Consider the following 21,186-nt stretch of genomic DNA (forward strand, 5'->3'; position numbering starts at 1 on the left):
GCGCCTCCCAGGGACCACGCGGTGACGTGATGCGGCTGGGTGTGCTCAGGACCCACATCACAACCCGGGATCACACACCCCCCGTCTCGAACAGCCAAGGCCCTGCGCTGCGCTGGGGTCGCAAGACGTACCGAACGCCCCACCGCCACAGGCTGGAGTTGAGTCAAACCCAAACGGTTCAACAACGAACGCGGATCCACTGGTTCGCGAGGCTCAGCGATCACGGGAGTGATCTTGCAGGAACACAACCCGAACCGGGCACCGGCATGTCCTAGGACCTGATCGTGACCCAGCTGGCCCAAGCCGGCACCGCCAGCGCACCACGAATCCGCCCCGGCGCCCGATTCGGCATCGGCGCCTTGGTGTGCGCCGCATTCGGTGTGCGATTCCGTGTGAGATTGCCCGGGGGAGGTGTTGGCGACTTGTTCGGCTTGTGCCATGGTCATGGTCAACGTGACCGCCGCTGGTAGTCCGCCGTGTTTGGGAAGGTCGGCTTTGCTGACCAGAAGCATCAAAGCGTCAGCGTTGCGCTGCGCGCGGGTCAAACCGTCGCCCTCGACGCGAACCGAGTCAGCGCAAGCCGCCACAGCTTCTTCGAACGCTTTGCCGTCCACACCAGCTAGGCGTCCCTCGAACACCGATATGTCACGGAACCTGGTGTACGACAAATATCGGTCGTCGTGGGCGTCTTGTTCGCATCGATGCGCCAGGTCGGTTTTGGCCAAAGCCACAGCGTGAGCGCACGCCCGCGCCACCTGAGCCACACTCAACTCCGTCAGGACCGGCGCCAACGCCTTGGCCACATCCTCGGCCTGGCCGGTGTCCAAGCCACGGGTGCCGCTTTCCATCCGCGCGTAACGTTCCACCCCCACCCGGCCCACGCGCCACGGCCCAGAGCACACCGGGTGGGAATCGACGAACCGCGCCGCCGCTACAAGGCTGTGCGCCGCACCGCTGGCCCAACCATTGGCGCATAACGTGGAATGGGCCTGCAAAGCCAACGCGTCCTGGTGTTCAGCCGCGGTAATACGGCGAGCCAGTTCCGCCTGCGCCGCGTGCACCGCCCGGGACAACACAGCCACGTCCGCGGCCAACACATCGCCGCAGCCCAGGCCCGAGGGAACCGTCGCGTCAGCCGCGGCCATCAGCGCCGACATCACCCCAGCAACCGGCGGCGACGCCGCGCACCCCACGCCCCCAGCTTCGGAAGACCCACCCAACTCAGCCACCGACATGGCCACCACCCCCATCCCCGCTTCGTAGAGGAAACCTGTACTCGCACACATGTTCCCACGAGGGTCCGACAATCAACGGCACACCACGCAGGCTGTGGATAACATCCCCGATGTCACGACCTGTGGACAAAGAATGAACCGGGTCTCGTGCCACGTAAGGCCCATGCCCGTGTGCAGCGGCATTCCGCGTCAGAGAAGTGCGCTTCTCGCATGTCGCCTGCCATGAGCATGGGACCGCTGTAGGCGGTTTTCTGCCAGGTTCATGGGACCACCTGGATTGCCAGTCATGGGACTACCCGGTGCGCCTCCTCGGAGGTTCCTTGGCCTGGACCGTTCCCCTCGAAGGCGACAGGCCTAGCGCGCGGCCCGCCCTTGCTCGGGCGTGACCCGGTCGACTGCTACTTCCAGTTCCGAGAGGAGTCGCTGGCTTGTCGACCTCTGGGCGATCGCGTCACGCTGGACTTGCTCGCCGCCACCGAGTCGAGTCACAGCCGTCCCACCCTCAACTCCGAGAAGCCCGAGAAGCCCGAGAAGCCCGAGCACGACTATCGGTTGGTGTCCTGTTCACCGCCACCAGGTGACGGCGGACACGAGTACTGCCGACTGGTAGCCAGGAGGGCTGCCCGGCACGTTGCTAGCCGACTAGGTTGTCGGCTGGGCCGACCAAGTCCCAGCCGCCATCGGCAACGATTGTCGTGCCTGTGATGTAGTCACCCGCCGGCGAAGCCAGGAACGCGACAACGGCCGCGACCTCATCGGGAGTCTGAAGTCGGCCCAGCGGCACGAGGCGACCCACTTGGTCAGGATCCAGCCCGTAGCGCGATTCCCAAGCTTCGGTCCGCACGATCCCCGGCGCGACCGCCGCAGTCCGGATCCCGTATCGGCCCCATTCCTGTGCCCACGTGGCCGTCAAGCTCTCCACGCCCGCGCGGGCGGCCGAAGAATGAGACATGCCGGGCATCCCGCGTCTCGGAGTCATAGTGATCGACACGATCCGCCCGTATCCGCTTGGGATCATCGAACGCGCCGCGATCCGAGTCGTGACTCGCCACACGGCATCTAGGTTCAGCCGGGTAACCGCCCGGAACCCGTTCTCCGAGATCGCCTCCGCCGGGCTGATGAACTGCCCTCCGGCGTTGTTGACCACGATATCGATCTTGCCGCTGCGCTCCAGGATGTCATCGATTAGGGACTCGACGGCTTCGGGCTCACGCAAGTCGCAGGGCATCGGCCAGGCCTCTCCGCCGGCATCGCCGATGAGGGTGGTCGTTTCAGCGAGCGGTTCTGGCCGTCGCCCCACGCAGCACACGGTCGCTCCGAGCCTGGCTAGCTGGAAAGCACAAGCCCGACCGATTCCCGTGCCGGCTCCGCTCACCCACGCCGTTCGCCCGTCCAGGCAGCCCGCGGCAAGAACCTCGGAAACCGGTGTCACGACTCGACCTCGTCCCCACCGGAGGGGCGATCACTCACGATCTCCGGCGACTCCTCGCGAGCCTTCCGGTATACCGCTCGGCGCCGCACCGTGTATGTGATCGCCAGCAGCCCAAGCACGAAACCCGCGAAGGCCACCCAGATCCACCACCCGTTCCCCGCTGCCACCAACGAGTCCCGCAGCAACCACAGCACTACCAGCGCCACCGCCCAGGCTGCCGTGCCAGCTATCGTGGCGCCGACGCCGTCAACGTCCAGCGGCTTGATGTCCTCGTCCACTCCGGGCTCCAATCAGCTCTTGGCTGGCTCGAACCTCAGGACCACGAGTTTCTTCCCCGGCACCCATTCGTCATCACCGGACAACGTCACCTTCTTCGACTTACCCGGCCCAAACTTCTTGATGCCAGTCTTGGTGGTGGCCACGAGCTTCTTGCCGACGAACACGTACGCGACGACCGTCCCGTCCAGGGGCTTTGAGCTGACGTTTTCCAAGGTGCCGCGCACTCGCAACTCACCATCGGCGGACAACACCGACCAGGCCGTCATCTCCACCTCTTCGGTGACCGTGTCGCTCGATTTCGGCGCCTTCGGAACGCCACTCTTCTCCGTCTGCTGCTCACCCGAGCCAGACGCGGCGCTGTCGGCCGAAGGATCTGAGCGAGGGATCAGTCCTGGGCCCGAGACAACGACCCAGAACCACACGATCATCAGGAACACTGCTCCGGCCGAGGCAAACCATGCCAGCGCCATCTGCGGCCGATGGTGAGGTACCTCAGGCGGAAGGCGATCAAGCGCCCGGTGAGTCGGCCGCCCTTTGACATCCACGCTCATGACCCAAGGCTATGGCGCCAGGCACCGCCCCGCCGGAACTTCGCAATCCCCGTGCTCACCCGGCCATCCGCGCGATCAGGTAGTCAATGCAACGGGTCAGGGCGGCAACATCGGCTGGTTCCACCGACGGGAACATCGCGATTCTCAGCTGGTTGCGACCCAACTTGCGATACGGCTCGGTGTCGACGATTCCGTTGGCACGCAGCGCTTTGGCCACAGCCGCGGCATCCAGCCGCTCGTGGATATCAATCGTCCCGACCACCGCGGACCTCAACTCAGGGTCAGCCACGAAGGGCGTCGTCCAGACATTCGACTCAGCCCACGTGTACAAGGTCGAGGCCGATTCCTGGGTACGCGCAACTGCCCAGTCGATTCCTCCCGATTTGTTGAACCAGTCCACCTGCTCGGCCATCATCCAAATCGTCGCCAACGCTGGAGTGTTGTAGGTCTGGTTCTTCACTGAGTTGTCGATCGCCGTGACCAGATCGAGGAATGCGGGAATGTGGCGCCCCGACGCTGAGATCTCGCGAGCTCGTTCCAAAGCCAGAGGGGACATCAAAGCGATCCACAGGCCACCGTCCGACCCGAAGGACTTCTGCGGGCTGAAGTAGTACACGTCGAAATCCGCGGCCCTGACCGGAAGACCACCCGCTCCCGATGTGGCGTCGAAGACCATCAACGAGTCGTCGGATGAGCCAGCCACGCGACCCGGCTTGATGGCCACTCCTGTCGACGTTTCATTGTGCGGCGAGGCGTACACGTCGATCCAATCAGCCGCCTCAAAGACGGGCGCGGAACCAGCGGGGGCGAGGCGAACATCCTGCTCACCAAGAAACGGCGCGATCGAGGCAGACTTGGCGGCCTTCGATCCGAACTCCCCGAACGACAAGAACTGCGCCCGTTCGCGGATTAGTCCGAACGTGGCCACTTCCCAGAACGCCGTCGCCCCACCGTTACCCACTACGACGCTGTAGTCATCCGGAAGCTTGAAGAAATCGCGCAACCCTTCCTGGATTCGCGCGACCTGACCCTTCACCGTGGCCTGGCGGTGCGACGTTCCGAGATAGGTCGTCGCCACTCTCGCCAAGGAGTCCACTTGCTCGGCCCTGACCTTCGAAGGCCCGCATCCGAACCGTCCGTCGCCAGGCAGCATCTCAACTGGAATCACAATCTGCGCCGAATCAACCGCTGTCATGTCACTTCCCGATCACTACTGAGTCTCTGCCAACGGCAGGCAGGCTCCCGGTCACCATGGTCTCGTCCCAGCCTGGAACCTGCTCGGGCTTGCGCGGGGCCGGACCCACATATCGCGCCGATGGTCGAATAAGGCGACCCGTCCGCTTCTGTTCCAGGATGTGAGCGCTCCACCCCGCCAGCCGAGCGCAGGTGAACATGGAAGTGAACAGGTGCGCCGGGACCTCCGCGAAGTCCAAGACAATGGCTGCCCAGAATTCGACATTCGTCTCCAGCACCCTGTCCGGGCGCCTCGCCCGGAGCTCCGCCAGAGCGGCCTGCTCAAGAGCCACAGCAGCTTCATACCTGGGAGCGTCCAGTTCCTTGGCTGTGCGGCGCAGCACGCGAGCGCGGGGATCTTCAGCCCTGTAGACACGGTGCCCGAAGCCCATTAGCCGTTCACCTCGGTCGAGGAGCCCGCGTACGAAGCCCTCTGGATCACCCGTGCGTTCGACCTCTTCAATCATGCTCAGGACGCGCGATGGCGCGCCACCATGGAGTGGCCCGGACATCGCACCCACAGCTCCCGAGATCGCGGCGGCCACATCTGCCCCGGTGGAAGCGATGACGCGGGCTGCGAACGTCGACGCGTTCATCCCGTGCTCGGCCGCCGAAACGAAGTAGGCGTCCACGGCCTGAACATGCTTCGGATCGGGATCTCCGCGCCACCTGATCATCATTCGCTCGACGATCGTTCTGGCTTTGTCGATCTCAGCCTGCGGAACCATCGGGACACCGAGTCCACGCGCGGACTGCGCGACGAACGACATCGCCATCACGGACACGTGAGCCAAGTTCTCGCGAGCTACTCGGTCGTCAATATCAAGCAAGGGCCTCAACCCCCAGCCGGGAGCCAACATCGCGATCGCGGACTGGACGTCAACCCTGACGTCCCCGGAATGCACCGGGATCGGGTACGGCTCCGCCGGAGGCAGGCCCGGGTTGAACTCGTTGTCAACCAGAACGCCCCAAACGTTCGCGAATGAGACTCTGCCGACCAGGTCTTCAATGTCGACGCCGCGGTACCGCAGCGCTCCACCGTCCTTGTCTGGTTCGGCTATCTCGGTCTCGAAGGCTATTACCCCTTCGAGCCCCGGAATGAACTCGTCCATCACTCCCCATTTCCCAAAGACTCGTTCCCCTGTACTCAGTCAACTAGATGTAGGCCCGGCCCTGCGAGGCAGCCCCTGTCAAGCGAGATCACGGCTGCAGTCGCTCCACAGTCCAAGCTGCCGCCTCGTCCAGCCACGGGTAGTCGGTCTTCGCCTTGAACCTGAGCCGATCGTGCAGCCGGGACGGTTGACCCTGCCAGAATTCTACAGACGACGCGCGCACCAAATAGCCGCCCCAGTAGTCCGGCATCGGCACTTCCATGCCCTCCGGAAACTCCTCGGCGACCTGAACGACACGCTTGTACAAGCTGGCCCGGGATTCGATTGGCGCTGACTGCATCGACACCCAGGCGCCCAGACGGTCATCACGCGGGCGGCCCGAGAAGTACGACTCTGCGACAGCGCGCGGCAGCGGCTCCGCCCGGCCGCGGATCAAGACCTGTCGGTGCAACGGGATCCACGCGAAACCCATCGCCACGCGCGGGTCGTCTTCGATCTGGCGAGCCTTGCGCGACATGCGGTTGGTGAAGAACCGAACCCCTTCGGGTCGAACTTCCTTGGCCAGGACCATGCGCACCGACGGACCGTCCAGACCACAAGTCGCCAAGCTCACCGCGTTGGGCTCAGGAAGGCCAGCCGCAACCGCGTCAGCGAACCACTTCCGGAACTGACCCAAAGGCGTCGAAGCCAACTCTTCCTCAAGCAGAGGTGGGGCCTGGTACTGAACGCGCTGCGCCATGGCATGGTCGAATTCACCCGATCCCCCATCTGGGACCTTTACCACCAGCGACCGTCGCCCAACCCAGCGACCAGGACTTCAGTCACTAACGCGTCCAGCGTCTGGTCCGATTGGGCCGCCCGTTCGCGCAACTGCTTGCGAAGTGACTTGGGAACCTTGACCTTCAGGTCGACCTTCTTGCCCTGCGGCCGCCCCAATCTCATCGAGTCCGAAGTCGCGTGCCCCGCGGCCAGGAAGCTCGAACCGCCGGCCTTATCAGCCTTGCCGGACTTACCTGCCTTGCCAGCGTCGGCTTTATCGGCCTTGCTGGACTTGTCGGTACCGGGTGCGCGTTCCAAGGCGCTACCTGTCTTGCCAGCCTCGCCCGTTTCCAGTTCAGGCTCATCCAGTCGCAAGAGCAGCGCCGGATGGACATCGGCATCAGGCGCCCGCCGCAACGCTGGACGGGGTCGCGTAGTCATCCTGTCTCACACTCCCTGTGGTCTTCGACTTCCAGTCCGGTCCAGTGTCTGGCCCAGGAGACTCTCGAACACGCCCGTCACTTCGCCTCCGCCACGATGGTCCAGATCCTGAACGGCCACACCGGCACCCTGGGCGCGCTGGATGACCGCCCTCTCCGGCACGGCCGGCGTGAGCAATAGCTGAGGGTATGCCTGAGCTACCTCGTTCCACCGGTAAGTGTGCTCGGCCAGTGTTCGCCTCATACGGTTGACGATGATTCCAGCCACTCTCAGCCTCAGATTGGCGCTGTCTCGAACAACTCCCACGGCCTCCAACGCCTGCTCCGCGCCAAGCAACGCGAAGAAACTCGGCTCGGTCACTACCAGTGCCTGCATCGCGGCCGCGAGCCCGTTACGCGTGACCTCACCAAGAGACGGCGGGCAGTCCATGAGCACGACGTCGTACTCCTGGGCCACCGGCCTTAGCGCACGGCGAAGTCGCAGGGCTGACCCAGCTGTCTGTGACGAGTTCCTGTGCTCGAGCGCTGGCTCAGAAGCGATCAGGTCGACTCCACCCCACCCCGAAGGGATGACAGCGTCGGCGGCCACGCCTTCACGCCCGTCCGCGAGCACGTCACCGCTAGTGAACTTCACCTTGCCGGGATTCAGGCCAGCGGTGGCGTTCGCCTGCGGATCGAGGTCGACAACCAGAACCCGCAAGCCGCGGGCCCTGGCGGCTCCCGCGAGTCCCAACACGACCGTCGTCTTGCCGACGCCACCTTTCAGGGACACAACAGCGAGCCCAGCCATGGCCCCAGTGTTGCACTGTCGCTTCGCCACGGGGTCACCGCTACCCACCGTCACGACCTGCGGGATCGCGAAGATGCGACTATTGATGCTGTCCTCGTAGGAAGGCAATCGTGAGCGAGCTGATAGACACAACCGAGATGTACCTGCGCACGGTATTTGAGCTGCAGGAAGAAGGGATCCCGCCCTTGCGTGCGCGCATCGCCGAGCGTCTGGCGCAAAGCGGGCCGACGGTGTCGCAGACGGTGGCCCGGATGGAAAGGGACGGCCTGCTGCACGTCGGGGAAGACCGGCAGATCCACCTGACCGCTGCTGGCAGGTCCGCATCCACGCGCGTGATGCGCAAACACCGCCTCGCCGAGTGCATGCTCGTTGACCTGCTCGGCATGGACTGGGACTTGACGCACGCCGAGGCATGCCGCTGGGAACATGTGATCAGCGACGATGTCGAAAGGCTCCTAATGGCCGCTCTGCGCCAGCCAGAAGCCTCTCCGTTCGGCCAGCCCATCCCCGGGCTATCGGAACTTGACCCCGAAGCGCGACCAGGCCCCGCAGCCGCTGAAGGCGTCCCGTTGACACAAATCGCCGGTCCTCACGTCCGCCAAGCTCGAATACTCAGCATCGGCGAGTCCGCTCAGGCGGACCCGACGATCCTGTCGACACTGCGCCGAGTGGGAGCGCAGCCTGGCGGGCTTGTCCAGGTCCGCCGCGTTGGCGACCACGTGATGGTCGGAAGCACAGGTGAGTACGCCGAGATAGAGGAACCGGTTGCCTCGCACATCACCGCGCTTCCGATCGCCGCGGCGCAGGACGCATGAGCACGTCCGGGGACACTGCGGGCCAACCTGCGAGAATGTCTAGCGTGTCCGTACTTGCACGGCGCTCTGGCGCCATTACCCCTGACCCAATCTGCGCCGCAGCCGTCGACACGGCCTGGAGGGCCGCGATCGCCGATGGAGGGGCAGAGTCAGTCGGTGGCCACCGCGGAACTTCTGCCAATGATGAGCGCGTCGTGACTCACACATTTGAGTGCACGTCGGCCGGATACGTGGGTTGGCTATGGCACGTGACGGTAGTGCGCGCGGAACACTCCCACCGGGTCACCGTGAGCGAGGTAGTAGCCCTGCCGGGAACCACGGCGCTCGTCGCACCGCAGTGGATTCCGTGGGCGTGGCGTCTGAAGCCAGGCGATCTGACCTCTGGGTCCGTGCTGCCTACCGACCCAGCCGATCCGCGCTTGGCCCCAGGCTGGTCCGGCGACGACGATCTGGCTGGGCCCCTGGATCCTGGGCCGCTTCACCCTGTCTGCTGGGAGGCTGGCCTGGGGCGCTCCCGTGTGCCATCAGCAGCTGGACGACTGGAAGCCGCGAGCCGCTGGTACGCCGGTCGATTCGGCCCAGCGTCGGCTATGGCGAAGACAACGCCTGGTTCATGCACCTCCTGCGGATGGATGCTTACGGTAGGCGGGCCAATGGGCCAGCAGTTCGGCATCTGCACTTGCGTCCTGTCTCCCGCCGACGGCAGCGCCGTGGCTTTCGACTACGGCTGTGGGGCCCACTCTGAGTCAACCGTGGCTTCTACTTGCGGGGGAGTCGCCGATGTCGCGGTCGACGATCTGGCACCTTGCGGCCTGGAGATCCAGCCCACGTGAGCCTCGCTCCCCTAACCTCCCGCACGGCCGCGCGGAACGGGGATAACCTGAGGACCGCCAACGAGGAGGGTGCATGCAAGGCAAACACGTTGCCGCTCTGAGCCTGGCGGCTGGGGCCGTCCTGATTCTGTCGGGGTGCCAGAAGCCGGCGCCGGCCATCACAGTGTGGAGCGGGACGACCAGCGTCGACCAACCCGCGTTGTGCTGGGCCTTCGATTCGGAGTCCCTCTCGCCGGGCGAATGCGCTGAGGAGATCATCACGGGGTCGGTGTCAACCGGGGTCGAGCAGATCGAAGCTGAAGCTGGAAACACCGTTGGGATCAGTGTCGACACAGCTGTCGCGGAAAGCGGGTGGTTCCTCAAGATCGGCGGCCAGACCGTAAACCAGGAACCGCTAACCGGCACCTACTTCCGGTTCACCTTCCCCATGGGCATGCCCAAGAACGGCATGCCGATGCAGGTCGTCGCAGGCAATAGCGGCAACGTGCGGGGGATCTGGCTCGTGCGGCTCGTGCCCAGCGGCGCCTAGCTGGCGCTCATCACCGGCCCCTGACGCGACCCCGAACGCGATCAGACAGTCACACGTCGAGGTCGTCGGCGACAACCCGCAGAACAGCCGCTGCCTGACGCGCGGTCGCGTCATCGGGATAGCGGCCCCGACGAAGCTGATTTGAGACCTTGTCCAAGGACTTGATCAGGTCCTCCATGATCAACGCGAGGTCCTCCGCTGGGCGCCGACTAGCCTTCACCACTGACGGGGGGGTGTCCAGAATCTGAACCGACAGCGCCTGCTTGCCCTTCTGGCTCTCCGCGACGCTGAAATCCACTCGAGTCCCTTGGCGAACGCTGGTCGTTCCAATCGGAAGTGCTCGCAAGTGGACGAACACGTCCTCACCATCGTCTGTTGTCAGGAACCCGTATCCCTTCTCGGAATCGAACCACCTAACAATCCCCGTAGGCACGATTGGCCTCCTGACCTAGCGGGTTCACTGACCCTGTTCGCGTTCACGGGCGGACTCTCCGCCCGCATACCGTTCCAAGGCTAGTCCACAGCGGCCTGTTGCGGCTGATTCCGGGCGCAGGACCGTGTCCCTACCGCCCCTGGTTGGCCACAGCAGCCGCTGCCTTGGCAGCCTCCTCCGGATCCAAGTACTCGCCGCCTTCCACAGTTGGCGCGAGATTCTCATCGAGTCGGTAGACCAACGGAATCCCTGTGGGAATGTTCAGCGCGGCGATGTCCTCGTCGCTAATGCCGTCGAGGTGCTTCACTAGTGCCCGCAGCGAATTGCCGTGGGCCGTGACCAGAACCGTAAGGCCAGAGCGCAAATCGGGGACGATCGAGTCGTACCAGTAAGGCAGCATTCTGTCTACGACGTCCTTCAAGCACTCCGTCGCCGGCAACTGCTCGGGGGCCAACCGGGCGTACCGGTCATCGTGAGTCTGCGCATACGGGTCTTCCGGGTCGATGGGCGGCGGCGGAGTGTCATAAGAACGCCTCCACAGCATGAACTGCTCTTCCCCGAACTCCTCCATGGTCTCTCTCTTGTTCTTCCCCTGCAGGGCGCCGTAGTGGCGTTCGTTCAGCCGCCAGTGACGCCGCACCGGGATCCAGTGCCGCTCCGCTGAATGCAGCGCGAGCTCGGCGGTCCTGATCGCCCGGAGCAGCACTGACGTGTGCAGGACGTCGGGCAGCACTCCGGACTCGAGCATCATCTCGCCGCCCTTGTCGGCTTCGAGGCGTCCCTGGTCTGTGATGTCGACATCCACCCAGCCGGTGAACAGATTCAGGGCATTCCATTCACTCTGGCCATGCCGTAGAAGTATCAAGGTCATTTCGTCGCTGAGGGTCATGGGCACATCGTGCCGCAGGACAGGTAGCTTTCGCCACGGAAGCCGCTACTCGTCAGGATCTCGCGGAGCAAGGCGGGCGAACCCCTCTAGATGGCGGGTGGATTCCCCCCGCGCCAGCCGCCAGCGCCACTCCTCGGTAATGGCGCGAGCGAACCCAAGCTCCAAGATGGTGTTGAAGTCGCCGTCGGCGTGAATCAGGACAGCGCCCAGGATCTGGTCGAGAACTTCTGACGTGACCGATGCCACCGGTATCCGTCCGGCCAGGTAGATGTCGCCCTCGCGGTCCAGGCAGTAGGCGATCCCGAGCATCTTCAAGTTCCGCTCCAACAGCCAGCGATAGACGACCGCGTGGTTCTCATCAGGGCGACGGGCGACGAATGCGTTCACTCCGACCGAGTGAGTCCCGACCACTAGGGACACCGTCGTGCGCAGCTTGGTCTCCCCCTCAAGGACCACGACGAAGTGACCGGGAGTTGGCTCCTCCGCCGCCAGACCAGCGTCGCTGAGGTACTGGCGGATCACGTCTACAGCTGACACGCCTCTGCCCTTCTCTAGTTGGCCACGACGAGACCGGGGTCCGCATGTCGGGCGATCGCATCACGGTATTGCGCGAGAGTCGCAGCCGCCGTGGCAGCCCAGCTGAACTGGCTGGCATATGCCACAGCGGGCCCGGACATAGCGTCAAGCCGGGACCTATCGACAATGACGCTGGTCAGGATGTCAGCCCAATCGCTTTCGCCATGACCGTCAATCAAGAAGCCGCCTTCCCCGTCTCGCACGGCAGTGCGCAGGCCGCCAACACCAGCGGCGAGGACGGGAGTACCGCATGCCTGGGACTCCAGCGCCACGAGCCCGAATGACTCGGAGAATGACGGCACAACCACAAGATCGGCAGCCCCGTACCACTTGGCCAGCGTTGCGGCATCGGTCGGTGGTTGGAACCTGACCAGGTCCTCGATCCCGGACCTGGCAACCAACCCCGACAGCCCGTCCATGTACCCAGTGCCACCCGACGGTCCGCCGCATACGACAACGCCAAGCCGTCGCCTCAACTCTGGCATGGCTTCCACAACGCGGGCAACGGCCCTCAATAGCAAGTCGGGTGCCTTCAGGGGCTGGATCCTGCCCACGAAGAGAATCAGGAACTGGTCGTCCGGGATGCCGAGCCTACGGCGATCCGCTGCCCGGTCGCCGGGCCGGAACACAGACACATCCACGCCCGGATGCACTACTGATATCGAACCGGGATCAGCACCGTAGTGATTCACAAGGTCTGCCGCTTCGTCGGCCGTGTTCGCGATGAATCGATCCGCGACACCTGCGAGTTGTTCCTCGGCGAGGACCCGCATCCGCGGCTCCGGCTTGTCCCGCTCGGTCAGTGCCGCGTTCTTGACCTTCGCCATTGTGTGCATGGTGTGCACCATCGGGACGTCCCAACGCTCGGCGGCCAGCCATGCCGCCTGCCCCGACAACCAGTAGTGGCTGTGCACTACGTCGTAGGGGGGCCACGCGCCATTGGATTGCCTCCGCAGCAGCTCCGATGTGAACGCGCAGACCTGCCCAGGAAGATCCTCCTTAGGCACACCCTGAAGGGGCCCCGCGGACAGGTGATGGACGCGAACGCCTGGCCAGGGGTGAACAACATCCGGCTGACGATCTGACGTGGCACGCGTGAACACGTCGACTTCGGCTCCCGCCGTCGCCATGCGCTCGGCGGTGCGCGCGATGTAGACGTTCATGCCGCCCGCGTCCCCTGTCCCCGGCTGGTCGAGCGGCGAAGTGTGCAGACTCACCACAGCGACACGCAGGGCTCGATCAGCGAGCCGAGAAGCAAGCATCGTCATCGTCCCACCGGCCTGGCTACGAGGGGCCGCGCGCAGAATGCGAAATCACGCAAGTGCTTCAGACCTCGCCGTCGTCGGGAACACCTGGGCCAGCGACGCTGACTGCCGCGTATGGCTCTCCGGTAACGATGTGGATGACCCTCTTGGCGATGGTGACGGCGTGATCCGCGAAGCGCTCATAGAACCGAGAAAGGAGCGTGACATCTATGGCCTCCTCGACACCGTAGGGCCATGACTCGGAAAGGACTCGCCTGAACAAGCTCGCGTGAAGTTCGTCCATGAGGTCGTCACTGCGTTCGATATCGATGGCCAAAGAAACGTCCTTGGTCGAGATGATCGAGCCCGTGAGCCCGACGATCGCCTCGGCAACAGCGCCCATCTGCGCGAAAGTTCCCCGGAGCTCCTGCGGCACGCTGGACTTCGGATAGCGCAAGCGCGTCTGCCGCGCGACATGCCGGGCGAGATCACCCATCCTCTCCATCGACATCGAGATCTGAATTCCGGTCATGACGATCCGCAAATCGGTCGCCACTGGCTGCTGCAGTGCCGCCAGCTCATAGCACTGCTCATCGATGTCGGCGGCCATCATGTCGACGGTCTCGTCGCCTTCAATGACAGACTCCGCCAGCTGAAGATCCGCGTCCAGCAGAGCCCTAGTCGCTTTGCTGATCGCCGATCCGACCAGCACCGTCATCTGGACTAGCTCCTGGCTGATCGCATCCAGCTTCTCGTGGTAGGTCTCCCGCATCGTGAACTCCCTGCTTGATGCCACCAGTCATTCTAGTGCGCGCGAGTCTTGAACCTACGGCTGGAGACCGTGCGGGAGCGGTCCCCCGGGTGGGGCGCTGCCATGAGCCGCCAAAGTCGTACTCTTCGTGCGTGAACCCGAGCTCGCCCCACACACCGGACCTGTGTCCCGGCTCACCGTCAGGGGCGAGCGTGGGGTCTATCTCCCCAGAGCTGGAATCTGTCTTGTCCGTGCTCGGTGGTGTAGTCATCGTCTGCGACAAGACGGCCAGCGTAATCAGGGCGTCGCCGGGTGCCGCCCATCTGCGCCTGATTCGAAGAGGGCGGATCGCCTTCGATGAGATCGCTGAGTGCGCGGCCGACTCACAAGTCGCCGGGAAACCCGTAATCCGAGCCGTGACGGTGCGGCGCCCGCCTCTTCGGAAGGGATGGCTCGACCTGCGCGTGCGCGCCGTTCCCCTGGAAGGTGCCCTGTCACTCCTGCTCATCGATGACCTCACCGAGGAGAATCGGGTGGCCGCGGTGCGCCGGGACTTCATCGCCAACGTCAGCCACGAGCTGAAAACGCCCGTCGGCGCGGTGTCGCTCCTGGCTGAGGCTCTGGAAGCGGCCACTGATGACCCAGAGGCCGTGCGCCACTTCGCCAAGCAGTTACAGACTGAAGCGGGTCGGTTGTCCCAGCTGATCAGCGACGTGCTCGACCTGTCCCGAGTGCAAGGCGACGACCCCATGTCGCACGCCTATGACCTCTCTGTCGACGCGCTTGTGGCGGGGGCAGTGTCGTACGTGACCGCAGCCGCGGATGCCAAGGGAATCGCCATCGTCGTCGGAGGCGACCACGACGCCCACGTCTTCGGCGACGAGTCACAACTGCTCGCCGCCCTCAGGAATGTCCTGGCCAACGCGGTCGCCTACAGCGACACGAGCACCCGCGTCGCGGTCGCCGTAAGGGTCGGCGAATCCATCGTTGACATCGACGTGAAGGATCAGGGAATCGGTATCCCGGAGCCGGAACTGGACCGGATATTCGAGCGCTTCTACCGAGTCGACATGGCAAGGTCGAGAGCCACGGGAGGCACGGGCCTTGGCTTGTCGATCGTCCGCAACGTGTGCCGCAATCATGGCGGAGACGTCAAAGTGTGGTCGGTCGCGAACGAAGGCTCAACGTTCACGATCCAGCTTCCAAGGTACAACGGGCAAGACCCGGCTGACGACCATGATCTGGCTCCGGCCATGGCGGTACCGAGTGACCAAAAGGAGCTGACGTGATTCGCCTGCTCGTCGTGGAGGACGAGGAGTCCATCCGCGATGCTCTCAGCTTCATGCTCCGCAAGGAGGGCTTCGAGGTTGAACTCGCGAGCGACGGAACCGACGCTCTTGCCCGGTTCCAGCGCCACGGAGCCGACTTGATCTTGCTTGATCTGATGCTCCCCGGCTTGTCGGGGACCGAAGTGTGCAAAGCGGTCCGACAGAAGTCGAGCGTCCCGATCATCATGGTCTCGGCGAAAGACACCGAGGTGGACAAAGTAGTCGGGTTGGAGCTTGGGGCTGACGACTACGTGACCAAGCCATACTCAAGCCGGGAGCTAGTGGCCCGGATCCGAGCTGTCCTTCGCCGAGGACCCGAATCCGAGGAACCAGCCGACACGAAGCTAGTCGCGGGGCCCGTGCGGATGGATGTCGAGCGCCACATCGTCACCGTCGACGGCACCGAGGTTGCCCTGCCCCTGAAGGAGTTCGACCTGCTTGAACTGTTCCTGCGCAACACCGGGCGCGTGCTCACTCGAGGGCAGTTGATAGACCGGGTCTGGGGCTCCAACTATGTCGGCGACACCAAGACACTCGACGTCCACGTGAAGCGGCTGCGTTCCAAGATTGAGCCTGATCCAGCCAATCCGATCCTGCTGCGGACGGTCCGAGGTCTCGGCTACAAGTTCAGCTCCTGAGGGCTGACAGACTCGCTGGCGGTCGTCGCCGCGTCTTCCGGCACGGAGACCGGGTGCCTCCGCGTGGTACCCTGGGTTCCCGGTGAAAGGGGCCACTCCATATGACGTTCAAGGTCGGCGACACCGTCGTATACCCGCACCACGGAGCCGCTTCAATCGATGCGATCGAGACCAGAACCATCAAAGGCGAACCAAGAGAGTACCTAGTACTTCGCGTTCAGCAGGGAGATTTGACCGTCCGGGTCCCCTCGGACAATGTGGATCTCGTTGGCGTTCGCGACGTCGTAGACGCGGAGGGCTTGGACCGCGTTTTCGATGTGCTCCGCAAGCCCCACGTAGAGGAACCGACGAACTGGTCGCGTCGATACAAGGCCAACCTGGAGAAGCTCGCATCGGGAGATGTCGTAAAGGTCGCCGAAGTCATTCGCGACCTTTGGCGCCGCGATCAGGACCGCGGACTTTCCGCCGGAGAAAAGCGAATGCTGTCCAAGGCCCGTCAAGTGCTTGTCAGCGAACTGGCCTTGGCTGAGAACACGAATGAGGACAAGGCCGAAGCGCTGTTGGACGAGATACTCGCTTCCTGAAGCCATGGGCGCTAGAGTCCCGGCACTGCGATCTGCGCTCGTCGTTGAGGCAGCTGTCGAAGGAGTGCCATGGGACGACTCAAACGGCCCCCCAGCCGAGTTGTCGAAACCCTGCGATTCCTTGTCGTTGTTCTCTGCGCGGCGATCGGATGGCAGATCGCCCGCTCCATCTCTGGAGCATCTGACGCCCCCATTCTCGGCTGGTTGAACGGGCCCACGCTTGGCCTGGTGATCGGAGCCGGATTCGGATACTCCGCTGGCGGAATCGTTGCCAGGTACGCGGTGTCGTCGCTTGACCGAGGCGACCGCGCGCTCGAGGGCGTCACACCGGAGGAACTGGTCGCTGGCTCGATCGGCGGGATGGCCGCGGGACTACTGACGGCCCTTCTCACGTGGCCGGTGTTCCTGCTAACTCCCGCCGTGATCGCCGCCTGCCTGTTCGCCTTTGTCGTAATCCTCGGCTCAGCGTTCGGATTCACCGTCGCCAAACACCGACGGGAGGCCGTTCTGGGAGCACTCGGCGCCCGGGCCGGGATTTCCGCAACCCCTCGGCAGCTGACGAGAGGTCGGCTCATTGACAGCTCGGTCGCGATCGACGGCCGAATCCTGGACGTGATAGCGGCGGGTTTCGCGGAGGGGCGGATCGTGGTCTGCCAACCCGTTCTGGACGAACTTGCGAATCTGGCGGACAGCTCCGATCAGCGCCGACGGCAGAAGGGGCGCAAGGGCTTGGAGACCCTGGACGTGCTGCGCCGCACAGACGGAGTCTCGGTGACAGTCATTCCCGACGAAGCGCCAGAGATCGCCGATGTGGACGCCAAGCTCGTCCGTATCGCGATCGCTCGCTCGCTGGCACTACTGACCCTTGACACTGGGCTGGCCAAGTCCGCGTCAATCGCGGGTGCTGCGGTTCAGAACCTCCACGCTTTGTCGCTGGCACTGCGCCCACCGGTCCTCGTCGGGGACTCCCTGACTGTCCGGCTCGTCAGGGAGGGCAAGGAGGCTGGGCAGGCTGTGGCCTACCTCGACGACGGAACGATGGTAGTAGTAGAGCGTGGACGTGACCGGATCGGTGGGGATCTCCATGTAGAGGTCACCAGCGTTCTTGTCACGTCGAACGGCCGGATGGTGTTCGCACGGCGACTGGACGTTGAATGACCGGCGTCGGATGTGTGATCCCCGCCGCTGGCAAAGGCGAGCGGTTGGGCGGGCCCGTGTCCAAGGCACTGCGAGATCTCGGCGGGGCGCCGCTGCTGGAACATGCGGTGCGCGCCATAGCCGCTTGCCGAGCCGTGACACACATAGTCGTTGCCGCGCCTGAACATCTGCTTGAGGAATTCAGCAGCGCGATCGCAGGACTGGACACGGTCGCTGACCTCCACGTGACAGCAGGCGGAGCGAGCCGCACTAGCTCGGTGCGCCTCGGCCTGGCGGCGCTCCCGACAGGAATCGACACGGTGCTGGTCCATGACGCGGCCCGTCCTTTGGTCCCGCCCGAAGTCGTCGAGTCGGTGGTCGCCGCGCTCAAATCGGGGGCGCAAGCCGTGGTTCCAGTTACTCGCGTCGTCGACACCATAAAGCAGATCGACGCTGCCGGGCGAGTGGTGTCAACGCTGGACCGATCCACATTGCGATCCGTCCAGACCCCGCAGGGCTTCCGCCGCGAAGTGCTGACCGAGGCGCTGCGGCTCGCGCGCGGCGAACGCACTGACGACGCCGCCCATGTCGAGGCCATCGGCGTGCCCGTGCTCGTTGTTCCTGGCCACGAGGACGCCCTGAAGGTCACGCGGCCCATCGACCTGCTCACCGCTGAAGCCCTGCTGCGACGTCGGATGGCTGCCCGTGTCAACTGAGCTTCGCGTTGGAATCGGCGTAGATGTCCACCAGTTCGATGCGAGCAGGCCGCTGTGGTTGGCAACGCTGGCCTGGCCGGATGAGGCGGGACTGGCCGGCCACAGCGATGGCGATGTGGCAGCCCATGCCGCGTGCGACGCGCTGCTTTCAGCAAGTGGCCTGGGCGACATCGGAACGCTGTTCGGCACGTCCGATCCCCAATGGCGCGACGCATCAGGCGCGACGCTTCTGGCCGAGACAGCGGCGCTTCTGCGCGAACGCGGAGCCGTCCCCAGCAACATCGCCGTGCAGATCATCGGAAACCGGCCTCGCGTTTCGGCACGCGCCCGCGAAGCCGAGGCGGGAATGTCGGCAGCGGCTGGGTGCCCGGTCTCGATCTCGGGGACCACAACCGACGGCCTCGGGCTGACCGGGCGGGGCGAGGGGCTGGCCGCGATCGCGACCGCACTCGTGCGTGTGTAGGCGTGTACAGGAATGCCTGGCACGGTCCTCGGTAGCCTTGTCGCGTGACCCTGCGCCTCCACGACACCGCCAGCCGGTCGGTCCGCGAATTCCAACCTGTCCGGCCCGGGACGGCGTCGATATACGTGTGCGGCGCGACGGTCCAGTCTCTGCCACACATCGGGCACATGCGTTCAGCCGTCGTGTTCGACGTCCTGCGGCGCTGGCTGGAGTACAAGGGCCTGGCCGTGACTCTGATCCGAAACGTCACTGACATCGACGACAAGATCCTGGCCAAGTCCGCCGAGGCCGGGTATCCGTGGTGGGAATGGGCGATGTTGAACGAGCGCGCGTTCGACTCCGCCTACACGTGCCTTGGTGTGCGTCCACCGTCCTACGAACCTCGGGCCACAGGACATGTGCCCGAGATGATCGACCTGATGAGCCGCCTCATCGAGCGCGGTCATGCCTACGCGGTCGGAGCAGACGTCTACTACGACGTCCGGTCTTGGCCCGGCTACGGAGATCTCAGCGGCCACCGACTGGAGGATGTGCCCCAGGCCGAGGATGAGTCGCTGCGCGGTAAGCGCGACCCGCGGGACTTCGCCTTGTGGAAGAGCGCCAAGCCCGGCGAGCCGACATGGCCCACGCCGTGGGGAGCTGGACGGCCAGGGTGGCATCTGGAGTGCTCCGCCATGGCCACGAAGTACTGCGGGGAGGAGTTCGACATCCACGGCGGCGGACTGGACCTGGTCTTTCCCCATCACGAGAATGAGATAGCGCAGTCGCAGGGGGCTGGATACCCATTCGCCCGGTATTGGATGCACAACGCCTGGGTGACGACGGCGGGCGAGAAGATGAGCAAGTCGCTGGGCAACACACTCCTGGTCAGCGAGCTGATCAAGCAGGCCCGGCCGGTCGAGTTGCGCTATTACCTCGGGTCGGCTCACTACCGTTCGATGCTGGAGTTCTCCCCCGAGTCGTTGACGGAGGCCGCGGCTGGCTATCACCGAATCGAGTCCTTCGTCCAACGCGCGACGGAGCGCGTAGGCCAGGTCGAGCTGGGCGCGGTCCTGCCCCCGGCGTTCGTGGCCGCCATGGACGACGACCTGGGAGTCTCGGCGGCCTTGGCAGTGCTTCACAACGCCGTCAGCGACGGCAACACCCAGCTCGGCGCCGACGCGGCCGCACCCGAGCTTCGCGCGACGCTGGCATCGGTCAGGCTCATGGCTGATCTGCTTGGCGTCGACCCGCTGGCAAAGGAGTGGGTCCAGGACGTTGATGCGGGGATCCACGAGGCGCTCAGCGCTTTGGTCGATCACCTTCTGCTGCAGAGGCAGTCGGCCCGGGACCGGCGTGACTTCGCAGCCGCCGACGAGATTCGGGAGACGCTTCGGCGCGCGGGTATCGCGGTTGAGGACGGGGCCGCCGGATCCAGGTGGACGCTCGATCCCGCAGCGGACCAGTGATGGCGGGTAACTCAAGCCGACGTGGAGCGGTTCGCGGCGCGAGGTCGGCTAAGGGCGCGGCCGTCGGTTCAGGCGGCCGAGGCAAGCGTGCTTTGTCGGGCAAAGGGCCGACTCCTCCGGCTGTGAACCGACCGGGCCACCCGGCGGCTGCCAAGGCCCGCCGTAAGCGCGCTGACCGTTCGCCGGGACCTGTTCGCGCGATGCGGCAGGAGGTGATCCTGGGCCGCAACGCAGTCGACGAGGCTTTGGCGGCTGGCATTCCGGCGGTGGAGCTGGCGGTGCTGGACTCCGCCGTTGAGGACGTTCGGATCAGGCGGGCCAAGCGGGCGGCCGAACAGGGCGGTATCCCGCTGTCGCTTCGCACGCGCCCGGAGCTGGACCGTCTGGCTGACGGGCTGCCGCATCAGGGAATCGCACTCTTGGTCGCACCGTTCGCGTATGCGGACCTAGCTGACCTACGCCGCGCCGCTGGGGATCCGGCGGCCGGTCGGTCAGTCGTCGTGGTCCTGGATCACATCCAGGACCCCCGGAACCTTGGGGCGATCGCCAGATCAGCGGCCGCCTTCGGCGTGGACGGGATCGTCATACCGGAGAGGCGGGCGGCGGCAGTCACCGCGGCGGCCTGGCGAGCCTCAGCGGGCGCGCTGGCTCGAGTGCCGGTCGCGCGCGTCGTCAACGTCGCTCGCGCGCTGTCGGCCCTACAGAAGGACGGCTACGTGGCCGTCGGCCTTTCGGCATCTGACGGAGTCCCGATCGAGAGCCTTGATAGCCGCCTGCTCGAGCAGCCCGTCGCACTCGTCGTGGGCTCGGAATCCAGCGGGATCTCCCGCCTCGTCGCCGAACGCTGCGACGCCGTGGCCACCATCGGCATTCATGAGCAGACCGAGTCGCTCAACGCCTCGGCGGCGACGTCGATCGCCCTATACCTGCTGACCCAGGGCCGCTGACCCAGGCGGCGTTCGGGCCCGCCT

25 protein-coding genes are annotated in these 21,186 nt (G+C 64.9%); 11 read left to right on the forward strand and 14 right to left on the reverse strand.

Annotation, left to right across the window (positions count from 1 at the left end; all coding sequences use genetic code 11):
* From Q8P38_10925 to Q8P38_10965, 9 genes are all read right to left on the reverse strand, one after another.
* Nucleotides 1-1,286: DUF222 domain-containing protein (locus tag Q8P38_10925; protein ID MDP4015115.1), on the reverse strand; the 1,286-nt coding region annotated here is incomplete at its 3' end.
* Nucleotides 1,287-1,869: 583 nt separating this feature from the next.
* On the reverse strand, nt 1,870-2,667 hold the full coding sequence (locus Q8P38_10930) for an SDR family oxidoreductase (protein MDP4015116.1): 798 nt from the start codon (nt 2,665-2,667) through the stop codon (nt 1,870-1,872).
* Nucleotides 2,664-2,945 (reverse strand): DUF2530 domain-containing protein, encoded by a 282-nt coding sequence (locus Q8P38_10935; protein ID MDP4015117.1) that lies wholly within the window; start codon nt 2,943-2,945, stop codon nt 2,664-2,666. Before Q8P38_10935 ends, Q8P38_10930 begins: the two co-directional genes overlap by 4 nt.
* A 12-nt stretch (nt 2,946-2,957) precedes the next feature.
* The gene (locus tag Q8P38_10940) at nt 2,958-3,497 is read right to left on the reverse strand and encodes a hypothetical protein (GenBank protein MDP4015118.1); all 540 of its coding nucleotides are present in this window, start codon (nt 3,495-3,497) and stop codon (nt 2,958-2,960) included.
* A 55-nt stretch (nt 3,498-3,552) separates the two neighbouring features.
* Nucleotides 3,553-4,692 (reverse strand): phosphoserine transaminase, encoded by a 1,140-nt coding sequence (serC, locus tag Q8P38_10945; GenBank protein MDP4015119.1) that lies wholly within the window; start codon nt 4,690-4,692, stop codon nt 3,553-3,555.
* A gap of 1 nt (nt 4,693) precedes the next feature.
* The gene (locus tag Q8P38_10950; protein ID MDP4015120.1) at nt 4,694-5,842 is read right to left on the reverse strand and encodes a citrate synthase 2; all 1,149 of its coding nucleotides are present in this window, start codon (nt 5,840-5,842) and stop codon (nt 4,694-4,696) included.
* Between the two features lie 88 nt (nt 5,843-5,930).
* The gene (pdxH, locus tag Q8P38_10955; GenBank protein ID MDP4015121.1) at nt 5,931-6,581 is read right to left on the reverse strand and encodes a pyridoxamine 5'-phosphate oxidase; all 651 of its coding nucleotides are present in this window, start codon (nt 6,579-6,581) and stop codon (nt 5,931-5,933) included.
* 38 nt (nt 6,582-6,619) lie between these two features.
* Nucleotides 6,620-7,042, reverse strand: coding sequence for a hypothetical protein (locus Q8P38_10960; protein ID MDP4015122.1), 423 nt, complete (start codon nt 7,040-7,042; stop codon nt 6,620-6,622).
* 6 nt (nt 7,043-7,048) lie between these two features.
* Nucleotides 7,049-7,831 carry a ParA family protein gene (locus Q8P38_10965; GenBank protein MDP4015123.1) on the reverse strand — a complete coding sequence of 261 codons (783 nt, stop codon included), beginning with the start codon at nt 7,829-7,831 and terminating at the stop codon, nt 7,049-7,051.
* 110 nt (nt 7,832-7,941) lie between these two features.
* On the opposite strand from Q8P38_10965, the gene Q8P38_10970 reads away from it, so the two are divergent.
* The 3 genes from Q8P38_10970 to Q8P38_10980 all read left to right on the forward strand — a co-directional run bounded on the left by Q8P38_10970 (nt 7,942) and on the right by Q8P38_10980 (nt 10,008).
* A complete protein-coding gene (locus tag Q8P38_10970; protein MDP4015124.1) occupies nt 7,942-8,646 on the forward strand; it encodes a metal-dependent transcriptional regulator in 705 nt (234 codons plus the stop codon).
* 44 nt (nt 8,647-8,690) lie between these two features.
* Nucleotides 8,691-9,479, forward strand: a complete 789-nt coding sequence (locus Q8P38_10975) for a DUF3027 domain-containing protein (protein MDP4015125.1) — start codon at nt 8,691-8,693, stop codon at nt 9,477-9,479.
* Nucleotides 9,480-9,552: 73 nt separating this feature from the next.
* On the forward strand, nt 9,553-10,008 hold the full coding sequence (locus Q8P38_10980) for a hypothetical protein (GenBank protein ID MDP4015126.1): 456 nt from the start codon (nt 9,553-9,555) through the stop codon (nt 10,006-10,008).
* 49 nt (nt 10,009-10,057) lie between these two features.
* Here Q8P38_10980 and Q8P38_10985 read toward each other — a convergent pair whose 3' ends face one another.
* From Q8P38_10985 to phoU, 5 genes are all read right to left on the reverse strand, one after another.
* Nucleotides 10,058-10,441 (reverse strand): cold shock domain-containing protein, encoded by a 384-nt coding sequence (locus Q8P38_10985; protein ID MDP4015127.1) that lies wholly within the window; start codon nt 10,439-10,441, stop codon nt 10,058-10,060.
* A gap of 130 nt (nt 10,442-10,571) precedes the next feature.
* Entirely contained in the window at nt 10,572-11,330 is a 759-nt protein-coding gene (locus tag Q8P38_10990; protein ID MDP4015128.1) for a phosphoglyceromutase, read from the reverse strand.
* Nucleotides 11,331-11,375: 45 nt separating this feature from the next.
* Entirely contained in the window at nt 11,376-11,867 is a 492-nt protein-coding gene (locus Q8P38_10995) for a YbjN domain-containing protein (protein ID MDP4015129.1), read from the reverse strand.
* 14 nt (nt 11,868-11,881) lie between these two features.
* Nucleotides 11,882-13,174, reverse strand: a complete 1,293-nt coding sequence (mshA, locus tag Q8P38_11000) for a D-inositol-3-phosphate glycosyltransferase (GenBank protein MDP4015130.1) — start codon at nt 13,172-13,174, stop codon at nt 11,882-11,884.
* 58 nt (nt 13,175-13,232) lie between these two features.
* Nucleotides 13,233-13,946 carry a phosphate signaling complex protein PhoU gene (gene phoU, locus Q8P38_11005; protein MDP4015131.1) on the reverse strand — a complete coding sequence of 238 codons (714 nt, stop codon included), beginning with the start codon at nt 13,944-13,946 and terminating at the stop codon, nt 13,233-13,235.
* Nucleotides 13,947-14,113: 167 nt separating this feature from the next.
* Between phoU and Q8P38_11010 the strand changes: the two genes are divergently transcribed.
* The 8 genes from Q8P38_11010 (at nt 14,114) to rlmB (ending at nt 21,162) form a co-directional block, all read left to right on the forward strand.
* Nucleotides 14,114-15,190, forward strand: coding sequence for an ATP-binding protein (locus Q8P38_11010; protein ID MDP4015132.1), 1,077 nt, complete (start codon nt 14,114-14,116; stop codon nt 15,188-15,190).
* Entirely contained in the window at nt 15,187-15,867 is a 681-nt protein-coding gene (locus Q8P38_11015) for a response regulator transcription factor (protein MDP4015133.1), read from the forward strand. The genes Q8P38_11010 and Q8P38_11015 overlap by 4 nt, the downstream gene beginning before the upstream one ends.
* 101 nt (nt 15,868-15,968) lie before the next feature.
* Nucleotides 15,969-16,451 (forward strand): CarD family transcriptional regulator, encoded by a 483-nt coding sequence (locus tag Q8P38_11020; protein ID MDP4015134.1) that lies wholly within the window; start codon nt 15,969-15,971, stop codon nt 16,449-16,451.
* A 69-nt stretch (nt 16,452-16,520) separates the two neighbouring features.
* Nucleotides 16,521-17,609, forward strand: a complete 1,089-nt coding sequence (locus Q8P38_11025; protein MDP4015135.1) for a hypothetical protein — start codon at nt 16,521-16,523, stop codon at nt 17,607-17,609.
* On the forward strand, nt 17,606-18,304 hold the full coding sequence (gene ispD / locus Q8P38_11030; protein ID MDP4015136.1) for a 2-C-methyl-D-erythritol 4-phosphate cytidylyltransferase: 699 nt from the start codon (nt 17,606-17,608) through the stop codon (nt 18,302-18,304). Before Q8P38_11025 ends, ispD begins: the two co-directional genes overlap by 4 nt.
* Complete coding sequence (gene ispF, locus Q8P38_11035; protein MDP4015137.1) at nt 18,294-18,767, forward strand: 2-C-methyl-D-erythritol 2,4-cyclodiphosphate synthase; 474 nt, start codon at nt 18,294-18,296, stop codon at nt 18,765-18,767. The genes ispD and ispF overlap by 11 nt, the downstream gene beginning before the upstream one ends.
* Before the next feature lie 44 nt (nt 18,768-18,811).
* The gene (cysS, locus tag Q8P38_11040; protein ID MDP4015138.1) at nt 18,812-20,215 is read left to right on the forward strand and encodes a cysteine--tRNA ligase; all 1,404 of its coding nucleotides are present in this window, start codon (nt 18,812-18,814) and stop codon (nt 20,213-20,215) included.
* Entirely contained in the window at nt 20,215-21,162 is a 948-nt protein-coding gene (gene rlmB, locus Q8P38_11045) for a 23S rRNA (guanosine(2251)-2'-O)-methyltransferase RlmB (protein MDP4015139.1), read from the forward strand. Before cysS ends, rlmB begins: the two co-directional genes overlap by 1 nt.
* Nucleotides 21,163-21,186: the final 24 nt, after the last annotated feature.

It is taken from the genome of Candidatus Nanopelagicales bacterium, from assembly GCA_030700225.1.
In the GTDB taxonomy this organism is placed as follows: Bacteria; Actinomycetota; Actinomycetes; order S36-B12.

Excerpts from the sequence above, each read along its gene's own strand:
- Q8P38_10940 (MDP4015118.1), bottom strand. The coding sequence starts at position 3,497 with ATGAGCGTGGATGTCAAAGGGCGGCCGACTCACCGGGCGCTTGATCGC.
- serC (MDP4015119.1), bottom strand. The coding sequence starts at position 4,692 with ATGACAGCGGTTGATTCGGCGCAGATTGTGATTCCAGTTGAGATGCTG.
- Q8P38_10950 (MDP4015120.1), bottom strand. The coding sequence starts at position 5,842 with ATGGACGAGTTCATTCCGGGGCTCGAAGGGGTAATAGCCTTCGAGACC.
- pdxH (MDP4015121.1), bottom strand. The coding sequence starts at position 6,581 with ATGGCGCAGCGCGTTCAGTACCAGGCCCCACCTCTGCTTGAGGAAGAG.
- Q8P38_10960 (MDP4015122.1), bottom strand. The coding sequence starts at position 7,042 with ATGACTACGCGACCCCGTCCAGCGTTGCGGCGGGCGCCTGATGCCGAT.
- Q8P38_10965 (MDP4015123.1), bottom strand. The coding sequence starts at position 7,831 with ATGGCTGGGCTCGCTGTTGTGTCCCTGAAAGGTGGCGTCGGCAAGACG.
- Q8P38_10980 (MDP4015126.1), top strand. The coding sequence starts at position 9,553 with ATGCAAGGCAAACACGTTGCCGCTCTGAGCCTGGCGGCTGGGGCCGTC.
- Q8P38_10990 (MDP4015128.1), bottom strand. The coding sequence starts at position 11,330 with ATGACCCTCAGCGACGAAATGACCTTGATACTTCTACGGCATGGCCAG.
- mshA (MDP4015130.1), bottom strand. The coding sequence starts at position 13,174 with ATGACGATGCTTGCTTCTCGGCTCGCTGATCGAGCCCTGCGTGTCGCT.
- Q8P38_11020 (MDP4015134.1), top strand. The coding sequence starts at position 15,969 with ATGACGTTCAAGGTCGGCGACACCGTCGTATACCCGCACCACGGAGCC.
- Q8P38_11025 (MDP4015135.1), top strand. The coding sequence starts at position 16,521 with ATGGGACGACTCAAACGGCCCCCCAGCCGAGTTGTCGAAACCCTGCGA.
- ispD (MDP4015136.1), top strand. The coding sequence starts at position 17,606 with ATGACCGGCGTCGGATGTGTGATCCCCGCCGCTGGCAAAGGCGAGCGG.
- rlmB (MDP4015139.1), top strand. The coding sequence starts at position 20,215 with ATGGCGGGTAACTCAAGCCGACGTGGAGCGGTTCGCGGCGCGAGGTCG.